Raw genomic sequence first — 15992 nt, forward strand, 5'->3', positions numbered from 1 at the left:
AGGTCCTGGATCTCAACCTTGAGCTCTTATTACAGTTGCACGCGATCTGGTCAAACGGTCAAACCTCCGCCACCGGCGCCGCGAACTGCGCCTCGTATAGCCGCGCGTAAGCCCCGCCGGCAGCCAGCAGCGAAGCGTGCGTCCCCTGTTCCACAATCTGGCCGGCTTCCATCACCAGGATGAGGTCGGCGTCGCGGATCGTGGACAGCCGGTGTGCAATGACAAAAGAAGTCCGGTCGGACCGCAACGCACTCATCGCCTTCTGCACCAGCACCTCGGTCCGGGTATCCACGGAAGACGTCGCCTCATCCAGAATCAAAACCGAAGGCCGGGCCAGGAACGCCCGCGCAATCGTCAGCAGCTGCTTCTCCCCCGCGGACACGTTCCCACCCTCATCCTCCAGCACCGTGTCGTACCCCTCGGGCAGTGACCGCACGAACCGGTCCACATACGTCACCCGCGCCGCCTCCAGAATCTCTGCCTCCGAAGCCGAAGGCCGCCCATACGCAATGTTGTCCCGGATGGTCCCGCCGAACAACCACGTATCCTGCAGCACCATCCCCAGCCGCGAGCGCAGCTCGCGCCGAGGCACCGAGGTGACGTCCACGCCGTCGAGCGTTATCCGCCCGGCATCCAGCTCGTAAAACCGCATCATCAGGTTCACCAGCGTGGTCTTGCCCGCCCCGGTAGGCCCCACAATCGCCACCGTCTGCCCCGGCTCCGCCACCAACGACAACCCGGAAATCAGCGGCTTGTCCGGCGAATACGAGAACGACACCTCCTCAAACACCAGCCGCCCCCGCCCAAACACCGGTCCAGCAGAAGGCGCAGGCTCAACAGACTCCTCGTCCTCATCCAGCAGCGAGAACACCCGCTCGGCCGACGCCACCCCGGACTGCAGCAGGTTGGCCATGGACCCCAGCTGCGCCAGCGGCATGGTGAACTGCCGCGAGTACTGGATGAACGCCTGCACGTCGCCCAGCTGCATCGCCCCGGACGCCACCTGCAGCCCGCCCACCACGGCGATCCCCACGTACTAAGAAGAAGACTTCTCGCCTTCCGCAGGCGCCCAGCCGAGGGCGGGGCCCAGCTTGCCCGCGATGTCTGTCAGGATCTGGATGTAGTCCTCGTGGTCGAAGCTGAAGGGCAGTGCGAACGCCACCTCGTCCACTTCCTCGAATCCAGCGTGTGCGTACAGCTGCTCGGCGATTTCCTGGCTGGTTCCAATGAGGTCCTGAGCGAACATCATGCCCCTCGGCCCCTGCGGAGCGGCAGTGCGGGGAGTGCGTTCGTCGACGTACCGCTGGTACTTCTCCCGTTGTGCCGGACTCGCCGAGTCAGTCGGAATCACCACCAGACCCTGGGAAACACGAGCCGCAGCGTGTCCGGCCGAAACTGCTGCCTCCCGGAAAGCCCTGATCTGCGACTGCTGGACCAGGGCAAAGTCTGGTTCCTGGTCTTTGTCCGGGAAGATCACGCTGCTGGACAGCAGGTTGAAGCCGTTCGAGCCGGCCCAGACAGCTGACTTCGTACTGCCGGCCCCGTACCAAAGACGGCTTCGCAGGCCGGGCGAGTGCGGCTCCACGCGGTTGGAGAACTCCTCGACTACGCCCTGCTTGCCGGAGAACTCCCGTACCGGTTCCCCCGCCACCAGCCGCGCAAACCGCTCCACCCGGGCATAACTGAAGTCCTCCACGTCCGCAGTGCCCGGGTACAGCTCATGCTTCACCGTGTCGTACTGCATCGGTTCCCCCACGCTCACGCCGGGATTGATGCGCCCGCCGGCCAGCAGATCAACAGTGGCCAGGTCCTCGGCCAGGCGCAGCGGATTCTCCCAGCCAAGCGGCGTCACGGCAGTTCCAAGTTCGATCCGGGAAGTCCGCTGGCTTGCCGCAGCCATCACGGCCACGGGAGAAGAAATGCCGAACTGCAGGTGCCGGTGGCGCAGCCAGGCGCTGTCGAACCCCAGCCGCTCGCCCAGCTCAATGATCTGCAGCGTCGATTCATGTCCCGCCCCTGGATCAAGAGGATCGAACAGCCCAATGGTGAGGAACCCCAGCTTGCGCAGGGGACGTTCGGGGTGCGGCATCGGCTTCCTTCAAAACGGGGACGTGGCTGGTTTCAGAGTAGGCGGAAGCCCCTTAGTTGAACCAGCAATCATTGACGACTATGACGACATTGTGGTTAGGCTCGCCTCAAGCAGGCGACGGCGCCGGCACAGGAGGAACGGTCTTAATGTCATTGCAGGAAATCGAGTTCACGTCCGCCAACGGCCGCGACACCATCCAGGCGTGGGTCTACGAACCAATCGGTGCGCCCAAGGCGATCGTGCAGCTGATCCACGGGCTCGGGGAGCACTCCCGCCGCTACCTCCACCTGATCTCCTCGCTGGTAGACGCGGGATTCATTGTGGTGGCAGGCGACCACTCCGGGCACGGGCGCACGGCGATGCAGCAGGGCACCTGGGGCGACGCGGGCGAGGATGCCGCCAGCGTGGTGGTTGCGGATGAGGTCACCCTCCAGGCCAAGGCCAGGGAAGCACTCCCCCAACTCCCGTACGTGTTGTTCGGCCACAGCTGGGGATCCATGATCGCCCGCGGCATGGCCGTCAATGCGCGGACACAGCTTTCCGGCTTGATCCTCTGCGGAGTTGCCGCCCAAATGCGGGGCATCGAGAAGATGATCAACCGGCCGGAACTGGCACGGCTTGCCTCTGGCGAGCGCGCCACGGAGCCCGCACCCGAGGAATTGGTGGGCCAGTTGTTCGACGGTTTCCTGGGCCGCTTTGGCGAAGGTGCCGGCCCCACTGCCTGGGTGGCGCTGGACGTTGACGTCGTTGCCGACCACGGCAGGGACCCCTTCAACAACTTTGGCGCACCGCTGAGCGCGCGGTTCCTGCAGGGCTTCGTGGACCTCTACGACCAGGTCAACTCCGACGACTGGTATAAACAGCTCCCCGCGGACCTCCCCGTGCTGATCCTCGCCGGCGATCAGGACCCCGTGACCAACTATGGCGAAGGCGCCTACCACGTGGCAAACCGCTTGGCTGATTCGGGCCACGCGGACGTCCGCACCCGCGTCTTCCCCGGCGTACGCCACGAGGTGCACAACGAACCCACCACCCGCGCCGAAACGGAGCGCGAGACGGTCGAGTTCATCCAGCGGGTCGCGCGCCAGCGGCAGGAGTCGCCGGCACCGTCACCTACAGCCTGACGGTCCTGGAGGAAAGCAGCCCAGCGGAAGGGTCGACGACGGAACCCACCTCGCCGCCGTCGTCGTTCCTTCCAGCAAAGCCGGCAAACAGCGGCCGGCTCCCTGCTCTGCTAAGCGGCGTCCTCTGCGATGTCCTCCGCCCATAAGTCCGGGTGGTCTTCCTGGAACGCACGCATCATCTCCACACACCGCGGATCATCCAGGACCACCACCTCAACACCGCGTGAGCGCAAAAGGTCGAACTCGCCGTCGAACGTGCGCGCCTCCCCCACCACCACGCGGGGGATCTTGAACTGGATGATGGTTCCCGTGCACATGGCACACGGGGCCAGCGTGGTGTAGAGCGTGGTGTCCCGGTAGCTCTTCTGCCGGCCGGCCGCGCGCAATGCGGACATTTCCCCGTGCGCGATGGGGTCGCCGTTCTGGACGCGTTCGTTGTGTCCGCTGGCGATGACCACGCCGTCACGGGCCAGTGCTGCCCCGATCGGGATGCCACCCTCTTTGAGGCTCTTCTGGGCGCCCTGGTACGCGGCTTCGAAGGCAGGGTCGAAGGTCGCTGGGGCGGCGGACGCTTGAGGTTCGTCAATCATGCGGCCATTCTCGCATGCGGCTATTGGCGTGCGGGGCGGGATCTGTAGACGTGGCCCGGGACGAGTGGCACGCCTTCGAAGAGCTGGGGGACGGATACCAACTGGTAGCCCTGCCCCTGCAGCGCCGTGATGAGTTCCAGTTGCCCGGCTATCGTGCTCGCCTGGACGTCGTGCATGAGCACCGTGGCGCCGGGGGTGATTTCCTTGAGCACTTTAGGCACGAAAACGGCCGGGTTCTTGCTTTGCCAGTCCAGTGAATCGACGGCCCAGAGCATGAGTGGCTTGCCGACGGCGGCCTGGACAGGGGCATCGGCCGCGCCGTACGGGGGACGCATCATTGTCGGGGCCGAGCCTGTGGCGGCCAGGATGGCGGCATCCGCGCGCTCGATCTCCTTCTTCACCGCCGGCGGGGGCAGTTTGGTCAGGTTGGCGTGGCTGAAGGTGTGGTTTCCGATCGCATGTCCAGCGTCCGCGACTTGCTTTGCGATCGAGGGGTTGGCGGCGGCGTTGGAACCGGTCATGAAGAACGTGGCGCGGGCGTTTTTCTCTGCCAGGATGGCCAGCAGCTGTGGTGTCGTGCGGGCGTCCGGCCCGTCGTCGTACGTCAGGGCAGCACACGGGACAAGATCACAGTTGACGTGCCTGAGTGCCGGCGCCGTGGCCGGGCGTGGTGCCGGGGCAGCGTTCAGCTGCCCCAATACCTGCCGGCCATAATCGCTGAGCGCAGTGCCGGTATCGCTGGCATTCATCCTCATGCTCACGCGACGGCCGGGCGCACCAGGCAGCTCTGCCGTTACGGTAAGTTGCCCGGATGGGTCAAGGACCAGGTCGGTCAACGGTGGACCCTGCGGGGAAGGCGCCGCGATCTCTGCGGGGACACCCAGGATGCGCGACTGGATGGTGGGCATGGCCTCAGGCCGCAGCAGCTCGGCGCCACCATGGACTGCCCCGGAAACCGTGTCAACGTAAACGGTGCCAGACGTCACGGAACCCATGCCGTTCGTCCCGGCCCTGGTCACCTTTTCGCGGACCACGATTATTGTTCCGCTGGCTTGGACAGGTACGGCTGAAACGGTCATGTCCGGGCTCACGGCCGGGACATTGTTCAGAGCCATTGCGGGTCGGTAGCGACTGCCCGCGGGGGCGGCGGCATCCAGGAGTCCCAGCAGCCAGGAATCCAGGTGGGTGTTCAGCCCTGGCAGCCCGTCCATGTACGTCCAGGATGCCTGGACGTGACTGCCTCCGACTTGGGCGGCCAGCTTCATGGGATACCCGCCCGGCACCTCGACGGGTGGATCCAGTTCAACCGAGAGGGGCTCTGGCACCGGCCCCGTCCTGGGTTGGCTGGACACCCGTTCGTGATGCAGCATCAGGGAAGGGGCCCCGGCAACGCCGTCACTGCTTAAGATGAGCGCTACTGCGCAAAACGACACCAAGAGGAAACGCAGGCAGACAGTTGCCATGCCTGGGCGGGCGTCCCCCAAACGCTGCCCCATCGATCCCCAATCCCACTTGGTCCTAAAGCCTTCCTTCCCCCAAGCCTACTGGTGCGCTCCGTTGCCTTTGTCAATCACCTTGGTTTCTCACCAGCGGGAACCCCTGTTCGGGCGGGATTCACACCAACACCGACCGCTCCAGCAGTTTCCGGATCCGTTCCACGGTCGTGTCGATGCCTCCCGTTGACTCGATCATCAGGCCGGATTCGTCATCCTGCAGCTCCTCCAGTGTTTCCAGCTGGGAGGTAAGCAGGGAAGCCGGCATGAAGTGCCCGGGGCGCTGGGTGAGCCGGTCCTGCAGTGCGGGCCTGTCGGCCTGCAGCAGGATGAACATCGTGGCCGGCGCAGCCGCCCGGATGGCATCCCGGTAACTGCGCTTAAGGGCCGAGCAGGCCACAGTGGTTCCGTTTCCGGTGCTGGCGGACAGCTGGGCACCCACGCGGTGCAGCCACGGCCACCGGTCCTCATCGGTGAGGGGAGCCCCCGAGGCCATCTTCCTGACGTTGGCTTCCGGATGCAGAGTGTCCCCATCGACGAACTCGGCGCCGAGCTGGGTGGCAAGCGCCTGGCCGACGGAGGATTTCCCTGCCCCGGAGACACCCATCACCACGATGCTCTGGGGCATTACAGGGCGCCCTGTTGTGCGGTGCCTGCGGGGATGGGGGTCAGGCGGGTGACCTCGACGGGTTCTGCCAGGAGTCCTTCGAGTGAGGCGTTGAGCCGCTTGACGGCGTCGCCGACGCCGTGGGCGTCGAGCAGCTCGGCACTCTCCCACTTCTCGATCATGATGATCTGGCCGTCCGGTGCGTCGTGGATGGCGTAAAGGAGGCATCCGGGTTCTTCGTGGACCTCGGCGATGGCGGGCTCGAGGGCCGCGACAACCTGGTCGCGGGCGCCGTCGTTGGGGGTGAATACTGCTGTGACGACGATGGTCATGATGGTTCCTTTGCTCGATTGCTGGTAATGCTCAAGTAGATGCCTGTATGGTCCAGGTCCCCGAGGCCCTCGGTGACCATTGTTTCGAAAGCTGATTTCAGCGTATTGGCAACGGGCAGGGCGAGTCCGGCATCTGCCGCCGCGTCCGTCACAAACCGCAGGTCTTTGAGCTGGTTCTTGGCCGAACCGCCGCCGTCAAAGTCCCCGGTGATCCAGCGGCCGCCTTTCTGCTGGAGGACTTCGGAGTTGGCCAGTCCGCCTTTGAGGATTGCCTGGACCTTTTCCAGGTCCAGGCCCGATGCCTTCGCCAGCGCCATCGACTCAGACAGGGCAGTGACCGTCGCGGCCACCACGATCTGGTTGCAGGCCTTCACGATGGCGCCGGACCCGGCTTCCCCGAACCACATAACGGTGGAGCTGTAGAGCTCGAAAAGCGGCGTCAGCCACTCCACCACGCCCTGGGGCCCGCCGGCCATGATGCTCAACCGCCCCTGCTCGGCCCCGATGGTCCCGCCGCTGAGCGGTGCATCGATGACCACCACCCCATAACGGGACTTGCAGTGGGCTGCGAAGGTGGCGACGGCCGTGGGTGACACGGTGCCGTGGATGACCAGGACCGGTTCACTCACCCCTGCCCGGGTCCACCCGGCGAGCAGGCCGTCGTCGCCCTCCAGGAGTGCTTCGACCTGGGGTAGGTCCGGCAAAACGGTGAGGACAACATCCGCTGCCGCATCCGCCGGCCGCGGGGCTACCGTCCCGCCGTCAATGGCTTCCGCTTTCTGGACCGTGCGGTTCCACAGGGTCAGGGGCACCCCGCCGCTGATGAGGTTCCGGGCGATGGGGGCTCCCATGGGGCCGGTGCCGAGCAGCGAGACGGAGACGCCGGGGTCGAGGGGTGAGGGAGGTTTGGTTTCTGTCATGGATTAGAAGGGGATCAGGCCGGCGAGGGCGGGAAGGAAGGTGCTGAACCAGGGGACGGCGGCGAGGACGAGGAGGCCGACGAACACCGCCACCAGGTACGGCCAGAAGTGTTTGAGGCTGTTTTCCACGGTTTCGCGGGCGGTGGCGCAGGCGACGTAGAAGCCAACGCCCGCCGGCGGGGCGAAGGAGCCGATGCCCATGGAGATGATGAGGACCATGGCGTACTGCACGGGGTTGACGCCGAAATCGGTGGCAATCGGCAGCAGCAGCGGGGCGAAGATGAGCACCGCGGGGAGGCCTTCGAGGAGCTGGCCCATGATGATCAGCAGCACGACGGTGAAGAGCATGAACAGGATGGGGGAATCGCCCAGCCCGGACATGAGGTCGTGGATCTGCTGGGAGACGCCCGCCAGGGCGAGGGTTTGGGCCAGGGGCGACGCCGCGGCGATGATGAACAGCACCATGCCCGCCGTCGTGGTTGTTTCACGCAGGGTGTCGCCGAGAAGGCGCCGGCTGCCGCGGCGGTACGCTGCGGCGAGCACGAAGGCGTAGGCGACGGCGACCGAGGACACCTCGGTGGGGGTGGCGAATCCGCTGAGGATCCCGACCACCATGCCCACGGGGAGCAGAAGTGTCGGCAGGGCGAAGAAAGTGGCGGAGCCCCGTGCCCGCCACGTGGCCTTGGCGCTCGGCACCCCTCCCTGCTTGCGCGCCCTCAGGAACACGAGTGCCATGACCACCAGGGCGAGGAAGGCTGCCGGCACGAAGCCTGCAAGGAACAGGGTGGTGGTTGAGATGGTGGTGATGGAGCCAAGGATGAGCAGCACGATGCTGGGCGGGATGGTCTCGCCCATGATGGCCGACGCCGAGAGCACGGCCACGACTTCGCCCCGCGGGTATTTGCGTTCTTCGAGCATGCCGCGCATGGTGGTTCCCACGGCTGCGACGTCGGCGACCTTGGAGCCGGAGATGCCGGAGAAGATGTACATGGTGACCACTACCACCTGCAGCAGGCCGCCGCGGAGATGGCCGATCAGCGCATCGACGAGCTTGGCCAGCGGCAGGGTGAGGCCCGCGGAGTTCATGACCGTGCCGGCCAGGATGAAGAAGGGGATGGCCAGCAGGACGAATCCCTTGGCTCCGGATGCCATGCCGATGGGGATGGCGCTGACGTCGGAGATGCCGCCCAGGTACAGGTAGATTCCGGAGGCGAGGGCAAGGACAAAGGCAATGGGCAGGCCCAGGAACAGCAGGGCAAACAGGGCCACGAGGACGACGACGAGCAGGACGTTCGGGGAGGCGTAGTAGAACAGCGGCGGGGAGATGAGCACGACGGCGACCAGGGCTGCCGCTATTCCGGCGCCAACGAGGGCGGGACGCCAGGCCTGGCGCCGGAGCTTGACCAGGGCAAACCAGGCGATGAGGACCATGCCGACGGTGAAGGGCATGTTGACCCAGAACACGGGCAGCTGAAGGATGGGTGTCTTTTCCTCGATCTGCTGGGCGAGGGTGGGGACGAACAGGGCAAGCGCGCCGGCGCTCATGACGAAGACGAGCCAGTCGACCAGGGCCGCGAGGTACGGCTTCCACGTTGCGGGCAGGCGCATGATGAGCGCCTGGACGGACATGTGTGCACCCTTCGGATAGGCGATGGCCCCCCCGATGAAGGCAATGGTCAGCAGGGCAACCTCGGACACCTCCTGCGTCCAAAGAACTGAATCCCCCGTGATGACGCGAACGGTGATGTTCAGGAGGATCACCACGAGCTCCGCGAGAATCGCCGCTCCCACAATCCATTCGAGGGTCTTGTCGAGCCATGCAGCACCGCTCCAGCCGGAGGGCACGTGGTCGTGGTGAAGGATTTCCTCCGCTTCGAGGGGAAGGACTTCCTCGTAGTCCTGGGGAGCAACGGTGGGTTTCATGGTTTTCCAGACTGTCGACATTGAGAGCGGGATTTCGATGGGGAGTAGAGGGTCAGTTCGGGTGGGAGCCTATGGAAAGGCTCCCACCCGTCTTTGTTATTTCTTGCCGGCGAAGGCGATGGCCTGGTCGAAGAATTCCTTGCCAATAAGCTTGGAAAACTCGGGGTAAAGGCTTTGGGAGGTGGCCTTGAACTCGGCGAGTCCGGACGCGCTGAGCTCGTTGGCCTTCATGCCCTTGGCCGCCAGTTCATCCAGCTGCTTCTTGGACTGTTCCTCGTCATAACCTGTTTTGAACGTTGCCGTTTCCTCGGAAGCGGTGGTGAGCGCCTTCTTCTGGTCATCCGTCAGTGAATCCCACTTCTTCGATGACAGGGCCAGCACCCACGCGTCGTTGATGTGGTTGGTCATGGACACGTACTTCTGCACCTCGGAGAACTTGTTGGTCCAGGGCACTTCAATCGGGTTCTCCTGGCCGTCGATCGTCCCGGTCTGCAGGCCGGTGAAGACTTCCGAGAAGGCCATGGTGGTGGGGCTCGCCCCCAGCTTGCCGAAGAAGTCGGTCCACAGAGTGTTGCCCGGCACGCGGATCTTCAGCCCCTTCAGGTCCGAAGGCTGTTCAATCGGGCGCACGGAGTTGGTGATCTCCCGGCCGGTCCGGGTCAGGAACGAGAGCGCCACGGTGTCCTTTGCCGCCAGCTTCTCCTTCAGGACCTTTCCGGGCTCTCCGGCGAGGAACTTTGCCTCTTCCTTGGTGTCCGCGAAGAGGTAGGGGATGCTGATGCCGTTCATTTCCGGCACCACCGAGGCGTAGACGGAGGTGGACAGAATCAATCCGTCGAGCGATCCGCCCTGGAGCCGGGTCACCGCGGCATTCTGGTCACCGCTGAAGCTGGTGCCGTTGGGCACCACGGTGACCTGGACGGAATTGTTGGAGGTCTTCTTCACCTGGTCGGCGAAGTGCTGGGCGGTGACGCCGACGGAAGAGGTCAGGGGATCGGGGATGGAGAGCTGGATCTTGGCCACCGGGCCGCTTTGGCCTGCCGGGGCTCCCCCTGCACAGCCGGTCAGCAGGGCCGCAGCCAGGCTTGTTGCCAGTACCCCGGTGATGGCGCGGGTCGTGAGGTTCATTCGATGCCTTTCTTCATTGGAAGGGTGCGGTGCTGCGCTGCAGACACGGCGGGCCGCTGGTCGCAGCGGGTTTGGCTTGGAGCCGGGGTGCTGGTTAGGAGACAGAGGCGGGGGTGGTGATCAGCGCTTCGGTTTCGCGGCGGAGTTCCAGCGCCTGGGAAAGGGAGTCATCCATGATGACATCGTCCCAACCAACGGTCGCACCCTTGGGCACATCGTTACGCAGCTCCACGTGGTGGGCCAGGGCGACGGGGAGGGCGCCGGTGGCAACGGAGTGCTTGGCGGAGACGAGCTTGCCCCAGACGGTGAAGCCGCCTTCGCCGTCGAGGAATTCACCGGCCTTGAGGTCCTTCTTAGCGGTAGCGACGACGTCACCGTAGAAACCGACCGGTCCGCCGGTGGGGATGCCGCGAAGGGCTGCGTTGGCGATGGACATGTTCAGTTCGAGGCCCACGTAGTGGTACGGGCGGTAGAGGGCGGCGTACTGGCCGGTGGGGTCCGGGTGCCAGGGGTATTCGTTGAAGCAGCCGGAGACGTAGTTGTTGGTTGCCTTGACGACGACGAAGACGCCCTCCTGGGTGTTGTGGGGGATCCAGCTGCCGTCGCGGTTGACGCTGGACATGACGTCGACGCTTCCTTCGTGGGCGAGGGACCCGCCGACGGCGGCCGGGCGGCAGATGGTGGCGATTTCTTCAACGTTGCCGGGGGTGAAGCTCAGGCCGGAATCGGAGGGGGCCAGCCCGGCGCCGTTGGCTACCGCTGCCATTTCGATGGCGGCCTTGGTTCCGTCGCGGAACGAGGTGTGCATGTAGGGGTTGAGCTGGCCGGAGTCCGTCAGTTCCTTGGAGAACTCCCAGTTTTCCCAGACGTTGTCCGGGTTCATCTCGTGGTAGTGCTCCAGGTATTTCGCGCCCTTGCCCGCGCAGACCACGTCAAAGCCGCTGGTGCGGGCCCAGTCGACGAGTTCCATGATGAGGGCCGGCTGGTCGCCGTATGCCATCGAGTAGACAACGCCTGCTTCCTCGGCCCGCTTGGCCAGCGCGGGGCCGGCCAGGGCATCGGCTTCGACGGTGACCATGATGATGTGCTTCTTGGTTTCGATAGCCTTCAGGGCGTGCTTGATGCCGACGATCGGGTTGCCGGTGGCTTCGACGATGACGTCAATGTCGACGTCGAACAGTTCGTCTGCGTTGGCGATGATGGCCGTGGATCGGTCCCGCAAAGCTGTAGCGATATCAGGAGCGACCTGGGAGGCAGGCCACTCCACCAGCTCGAAGGCACCCTCGGCCCGCTTGACGTTGATGTCTGCAATGGCAACGACGTGGATGCCCGGGATGTTGTTGGCCTGGGCCAGATACATGGTCCCGTAGCGGCCGGCGCCGATCAGTCCAACGCGGATGGGACGGGACTGCTGCTCACGTTCGCTGAGGAGTTTATGAAGGTTCACGGGGATCTCTCTAACGGTGCTTGGCGAAAGAAAGCACCTCCGGCGAACCGGATGGCACAACTTCTTTGTCGCATTTTGTAAGGAAAACTATCCGGAGTGGAACCGGTTCCACTTTTGTACCAGCTGCTGATAAGCTGTGTCAACGGTCACCTTCCCGGCCCTTTGTAATGAAGAGAGCGGGCAGAAGGGACAGCGTAGGTAACGACGACGAGGGCTTGGGTCTCAAGGAGGAGCGGTGCGCAAAGCGCCTACTATTCGCGATGTAGCGGCGGCTGCGGGAGTGTCCGTCTCCGTGGTCTCACGGGTCCTGAATCCGGAGTCGGGACCGGTGGCACCTGCGAAAAGGCAGGAGGTCCTGAGGGTCATCGAAGAACTGGGTTACCGGCCCAGGGCGGCCGCGCGTGAACTCAGCGCGGGGCATGCACTCACCATCGGCCTGGTGGTTACCGACCTCTCCAACCCGTTTTTCGCCCGCCTGGCGGACAGGATTGTGTGGGAGGCGCGCAGCCATGGTGTCCAGGTGGTGTTGATGACCACGCAGGAGGATCCGCACCTGGAGGCGGATTCCCTGGATACGTTGCTGGACCGCTCAGTGAGCGGCGTAATTGCCACTCCCACCGGTGGCAACATCGAAAAATGGCGGCGCCTGCGGGATCTCGGCGTCAATGTGGTCTTCATCGACCGGGCCATCGAAGAACTCGAGGACGTTGACGTTGTGAGCATCGAGAACTTCGATTCGGCACAACGCTCCACCGAACACCTCATCAGCTTGGGCCATACCCGGATAGGGCTGATCACGGGCCCGCTCAGCACCTCCACCGGAAGTGCAAGGCTGAACGGCTACAAAGCCGCCCACCAGAACGCTTCCTTGCCCGTCGACCCCACGCTGATACGTGACGTGCCTTTTCGCGGGGACGCAGGTGGCGGCGCCGTGGGATCACTGTTGGCGATGCGTCAGCCGCCCACGGCCCTCATCGTTGCCAACACCGCGCAAGTGCAAAGTTCAGTCCGCAGGCTCGTCCAAATGGGCACCGACATCCCCGATGAGCTTTCCCTCATCGTTTTTGACGACAATCCCTGGACGGAGCTGACCACTCCCCCGCTGAGCGTCATCCGCCAGCCGCTGGACATGCTTGCCGTTCACGCCATCGAACTCGTTCTTGGGCGGATGCACGGGAAGCTGCCCGACGGCGCCCGCCGCATCGAGGTCAAAGCCGACTACCTGCCGCGCAACAGCTGCGCGCCCCTCATCCTGTCAAGCGCGCGCTAGGGTCCGATCCGGGGAGGAACCCTTTGCGCGGTTCCGGTCCAGGATCAGTGCGAGGGCAATGCCGAACATCCAGACGTCCTTTGCCAGGGCAGTGCCTTGCTGGCTGGGCCGGATCCCGTCCTCCAGGGTCATTTCGGGAATTCTTCGGTACATGGTGAGGAGGGATCCGGAGAAGAAGCCAAGGCCCAGGCCGGCCAGGCGGCTCGGCACGAACGGTGCCAGGAGCATCGCGCCCAAAGTCATCTCGGCGTAGCTGAGCAGCTTTCCGAACGTTTCCGGTTCCATCCAGGCCAGTTGCGGGTACACCTTGGCGCCCATGCCCTGCATTTGGGCGGCGCTGTCCTTGTCCAGGTTCCGCTTGCTGTATCCCACGTTCAGGATGAACGCTCCGGTGGCCAGGCGGAGGGGAATATGGCTCAGTTTCATCATTTAAGTTTAGTCCTGCACCTCCGGCGCGGCCTAGGAAACTACGCCCACTGCTCCCACACCGTCAGCTGCAGCCTGACGGTCCCGGACGCAGCGGCCCCCACACGGAAGGATCGACCACGGCACTCGCCTCGCCGCCGTCGTCGATCCTTGCAAAGAAGTGGTCCCTTCCAGCAAACGTGACCGGCGACGGCCGATTCCGGGGGCTACAAGGCGACGTCCTCTGCCCACAAGTGCCGGTTCCCGCATACCACTGCCAGGCGCGGATGCTCTGTTCCAGTGAAGTAGGGACGTCCGTGCCGATAACCCACCTCGGGTCTGGAATGCTCTCTGTGTAACTCACCTAGCGAATGCCCCCCTTTTGCAGAGAACCCCTAAAGTAACCCGCAATTACAGGTCCGCTATTGCAAGTCTGCCCCCTACTGCGGACCATATCTGCATAAGCCTGGGGGGTCTCGGTTCAGTGCTTATGACGATAAGGGTGAGACCATGCGTAGAAATGAAGTCCGACAGCGAGTGTCGGAAGGAATCATCATCGGACTAATCGTCGGCGTAATCACCTTCTTTTTTACGGCGTGCTTTGAGTTGCAACGAGCAAACAACGACCAACGAATAGAGAACTTGCGTTTTGTCAGGGAACGCTCTTCTGATGATCCGAACCTTCCTCGTCCGTTCAGAGGTCTGGACCTCGAGAAGCAAAACCTGTCGGGCTTGAGACTTCCGGGGGCGCAACTGGTTAACGCGAACCTAAACGGCGCGGACCTGAAGTACGCCTTCCTTCCGGCCGTCGGATTTAATGCGGCCCATCTCGAAGGAGCAGATCTGAGTGATACTACGTTGCATGAGACCAAGTTCATCGCTGCGCACCTGAAGAGCCCCAAGATAATTCATGCATTTGCCATATCAGCATCCTTTAAAGGGAGCGACTTATCAGGCACTGATTTCAGCAGAAGCTCTCTGCAAGGGGCGGATTTCACCGACGTAAAGAATTTGAATAGCGCCACCTTGTCTGAGGTTTGCTGGGACTCGTCAACCATCTGGCCTGAGGGCTTCACTCCTCCCCCAAGTGCGGAAGCAGTCAACTGCCCCTCCTGAAGCCTGCCTGGCGACAACCTACGCCCACTGCTCCCACACTGTCAGCTGCAGCCTGACGGTCCCGGACGCGGCGGCCCCCACGGAAGGGTCGACGACGGCACTCGCCTCGCCGCCGTCGTCGTCCCTTCCAGCGAAGCCGTCCCTTCCAGCAAAACCGGCCCAAAACATCAGGCGTGTACCGCCTCGACATCCGCATCCGAAGTACGAACGGGCTTCTCCAGCCCGAGGTGCTCGCGGAGGGTGCTGCCGCGGTATTCGGTGGGGTACACGCCGCGTTCCTGCAGTTCGGGCACCAGGTGGTTCACGATGTCGTCCAGGCCGGTGGGGATCAGCCACGGCGAGATGTTGAACCCGTCCACCGCGCCCACCTGGGCGTACTCGGCCAGCTGGTCGGCGATGGCTGTGTAGGAGCCGGTGAAGGTGGCATCCACACGGGCGGTGCGGGAGGTGACGAACTGCCGGATGGACAGGCCCTTGTCCTTGGCCTCGGCCCGCCACTGATCCGCCAGCTGCCGCGCCTTGGCGCCATGGAAGCCGCTGCCGCGGGTCTCCGACGTCTCCTCCACCACCGGATCGATCTCCGGCAGCGGACCGTCCGGATCGTACGCGGACAGCTCGCGGCCCCAGAACTGCTCCAAGTAGGCGATGGCCTGCTGCGGGCCGATCTGCAGGCTCCGCACCCACTCCTTCTTCTCCGCCGCCTCGGCAGCGGAGGGCGCCAGGATGAACTCGCTGGCCGGCATGATCTGCACGGCGTTCGCGCCGCGCCCTGCTGCCAGGGACCGCTCCACCAGGTCCTTACGGAACTCCACGGCGTCGTCGAACTTGGGGTGCGCGGAGAAGATCACGTCAGCCTGCCGGGCGGCGAAGTTGCGGCCCTCGGGTGAGTCACCGGCCTGGAACAGCACCGGGCGGTACTGGGCGCTGCGCGGCAGCCGCGGCGTCACGTCCACCGTGTAGTGCTGGCCCTCATGGAGCACCCGGCGGGCGGGACCTTCCGGGGTCTCCCATGAGTCCCAGATCCGCTTGGCCGTCTCCACGAAGGCTTCGGCGTGCTTGTACCGGTCCGCGTGGTCCAGGTAACCGCCGCGGCGGAAGTTCGCGCCGGTCCAGGCGTTGTCCGTGGTCACGATGTTCCACGCCGCACGGCCGCCGGAGATCAGGTCCAGCGAGGCCAGCCGGTGCGCCAGGTCCGCGGGATCGTTGTACGTGGTGTTCTGGGTGGCCACCAGGCCGATGTTCTTGGTAACGGACGCGAGGGCGGCGAGCATGGTCTGCGCATCGGGGCGGCCCACCACGTCCAGGGCATGCGGGCGGCCCAGGTGCTCCCGGAGGCGCAGCCCCTCGCCCAGGAAGAAAGCAGCAAACAACCCGCGCTCAGCGGTCTGGGCGATGCCGCGGAACGATTCGAAGTCCGTCTGTGAGCCCGATTCCGCCGCCTTCCAGATGGTGCCGGAGTTCACGCCCTGGAAGAAGACGCCGAACTGGATCTGGCCGGACGGTGTGAACGCGTCGGATTTAGCACGGTTGTGCTGTGTCATGGTTTTC

15 protein-coding genes and 1 pseudogene are annotated in these 15992 nt (G+C 64.4%); 3 read left to right on the plus strand and 13 right to left on the minus strand.

Annotated elements, in window-relative coordinates:
* Positions 1-58 precede the first annotated feature (58 nt).
* Together Q9R31_RS10995 and Q9R31_RS11000 are read right to left on the minus strand one after the other, a co-directional pair.
* Positions 59-1036 (minus strand): annotated as a pseudogene (locus tag Q9R31_RS10995) (ABC transporter ATP-binding protein); the annotation flags it as partial.
* Positions 1037-2089, minus strand: coding sequence for an LLM class flavin-dependent oxidoreductase (locus tag Q9R31_RS11000; protein WP_311262758.1), 1053 nt, complete (start codon positions 2087-2089; stop codon positions 1037-1039). It lies immediately after the preceding pseudogene.
* Positions 2090-2235: 146 nt separating this feature from the next.
* On the opposite strand from Q9R31_RS11000, the gene Q9R31_RS11005 reads away from it, so the two are divergent.
* The gene (locus tag Q9R31_RS11005) at positions 2236-3213 is read left to right on the plus strand and encodes an alpha/beta fold hydrolase (protein ID WP_311262759.1); all 978 of its coding nucleotides are present in this window, start codon (positions 2236-2238) and stop codon (positions 3211-3213) included.
* 110 nt (positions 3214-3323) lie between these two features.
* Here the strand turns inward: Q9R31_RS11005 and Q9R31_RS11010 are convergent, their stop codons facing one another.
* From Q9R31_RS11010 to Q9R31_RS11045, 8 genes are all read right to left on the minus strand, one after another.
* Positions 3324-3803: a nucleoside deaminase gene (locus Q9R31_RS11010; RefSeq protein ID WP_311262760.1), complete on the minus strand. Its 480-nt coding sequence runs from the start codon at positions 3801-3803 to the stop codon at positions 3324-3326.
* A gap of 20 nt (positions 3804-3823) precedes the next feature.
* Positions 3824-5128, minus strand: a complete 1305-nt coding sequence (locus Q9R31_RS11015; RefSeq protein ID WP_311262761.1) for a polysaccharide deacetylase family protein — start codon at positions 5126-5128, stop codon at positions 3824-3826.
* Between the two features lie 289 nt (positions 5129-5417).
* The gene (locus Q9R31_RS11020) at positions 5418-5924 is read right to left on the minus strand and encodes a gluconokinase (RefSeq protein ID WP_311262762.1); all 507 of its coding nucleotides are present in this window, start codon (positions 5922-5924) and stop codon (positions 5418-5420) included.
* The gene (locus Q9R31_RS11025; RefSeq protein WP_311262763.1) at positions 5924-6235 is read right to left on the minus strand and encodes a putative quinol monooxygenase; all 312 of its coding nucleotides are present in this window, start codon (positions 6233-6235) and stop codon (positions 5924-5926) included. The genes Q9R31_RS11020 and Q9R31_RS11025 overlap by 1 nt, the downstream gene beginning before the upstream one ends.
* Positions 6232-7155, minus strand: a complete 924-nt coding sequence (locus Q9R31_RS11030) for an NAD(P)-dependent oxidoreductase (protein WP_311262764.1) — start codon at positions 7153-7155, stop codon at positions 6232-6234. The genes Q9R31_RS11025 and Q9R31_RS11030 overlap by 4 nt, the downstream gene beginning before the upstream one ends.
* A gap of 3 nt (positions 7156-7158) precedes the next feature.
* Positions 7159-9078, minus strand: a complete 1920-nt coding sequence (locus tag Q9R31_RS11035; protein WP_311262765.1) for a TRAP transporter large permease subunit — start codon at positions 9076-9078, stop codon at positions 7159-7161.
* A gap of 96 nt (positions 9079-9174) precedes the next feature.
* Positions 9175-10206, minus strand: a complete 1032-nt coding sequence (locus Q9R31_RS11040) for a DctP family TRAP transporter solute-binding subunit (RefSeq protein ID WP_311262766.1) — start codon at positions 10204-10206, stop codon at positions 9175-9177.
* A 94-nt stretch (positions 10207-10300) separates the two neighbouring features.
* Positions 10301-11653, minus strand: coding sequence for a Gfo/Idh/MocA family oxidoreductase (locus tag Q9R31_RS11045; RefSeq protein ID WP_311262768.1), 1353 nt, complete (start codon positions 11651-11653; stop codon positions 10301-10303).
* 235 nt (positions 11654-11888) lie between these two features.
* Here Q9R31_RS11045 and Q9R31_RS11050 point away from each other — a divergent pair, with 235 nt between their 5' ends.
* Positions 11889-12923, plus strand: a complete 1035-nt coding sequence (locus Q9R31_RS11050) for a LacI family DNA-binding transcriptional regulator (RefSeq protein WP_311262769.1) — start codon at positions 11889-11891, stop codon at positions 12921-12923.
* On the opposite strand, the gene Q9R31_RS11055 is transcribed toward Q9R31_RS11050, so the two are convergent.
* A complete protein-coding gene (locus tag Q9R31_RS11055; protein ID WP_311262770.1) occupies positions 12909-13349 on the minus strand; it encodes a hypothetical protein in 441 nt (146 codons plus the stop codon). The two genes, Q9R31_RS11050 and Q9R31_RS11055, sit on opposite strands and share 15 nt — an antisense overlap.
* Before the next feature lie 489 nt (positions 13350-13838).
* Here Q9R31_RS11055 and Q9R31_RS11060 point away from each other — a divergent pair, with 489 nt between their 5' ends.
* Positions 13839-14444 (plus strand): pentapeptide repeat-containing protein, encoded by a 606-nt coding sequence (locus Q9R31_RS11060; protein ID WP_311262771.1) that lies wholly within the window; start codon positions 13839-13841, stop codon positions 14442-14444.
* 18 nt (positions 14445-14462) lie between these two features.
* Here Q9R31_RS11060 and Q9R31_RS11065 read toward each other — a convergent pair whose 3' ends face one another.
* Positions 14463-14612 (minus strand): hypothetical protein, encoded by a 150-nt coding sequence (locus tag Q9R31_RS11065; protein WP_311262772.1) that lies wholly within the window; start codon positions 14610-14612, stop codon positions 14463-14465.
* Positions 14612-15985 carry an NtaA/DmoA family FMN-dependent monooxygenase gene (locus Q9R31_RS11070; protein WP_311262773.1) on the minus strand — a complete coding sequence of 458 codons (1374 nt, stop codon included), beginning with the start codon at positions 15983-15985 and terminating at the stop codon, positions 14612-14614. The genes Q9R31_RS11065 and Q9R31_RS11070 overlap by 1 nt, the downstream gene beginning before the upstream one ends.
* Between the last annotated feature and the right edge of the window lie 7 nt (positions 15986-15992).

Source organism: Pseudarthrobacter sp. BRE9 (assembly GCF_031844305.1).
Classification (GTDB): domain Bacteria; phylum Actinomycetota; class Actinomycetes; order Actinomycetales; family Micrococcaceae; genus Arthrobacter.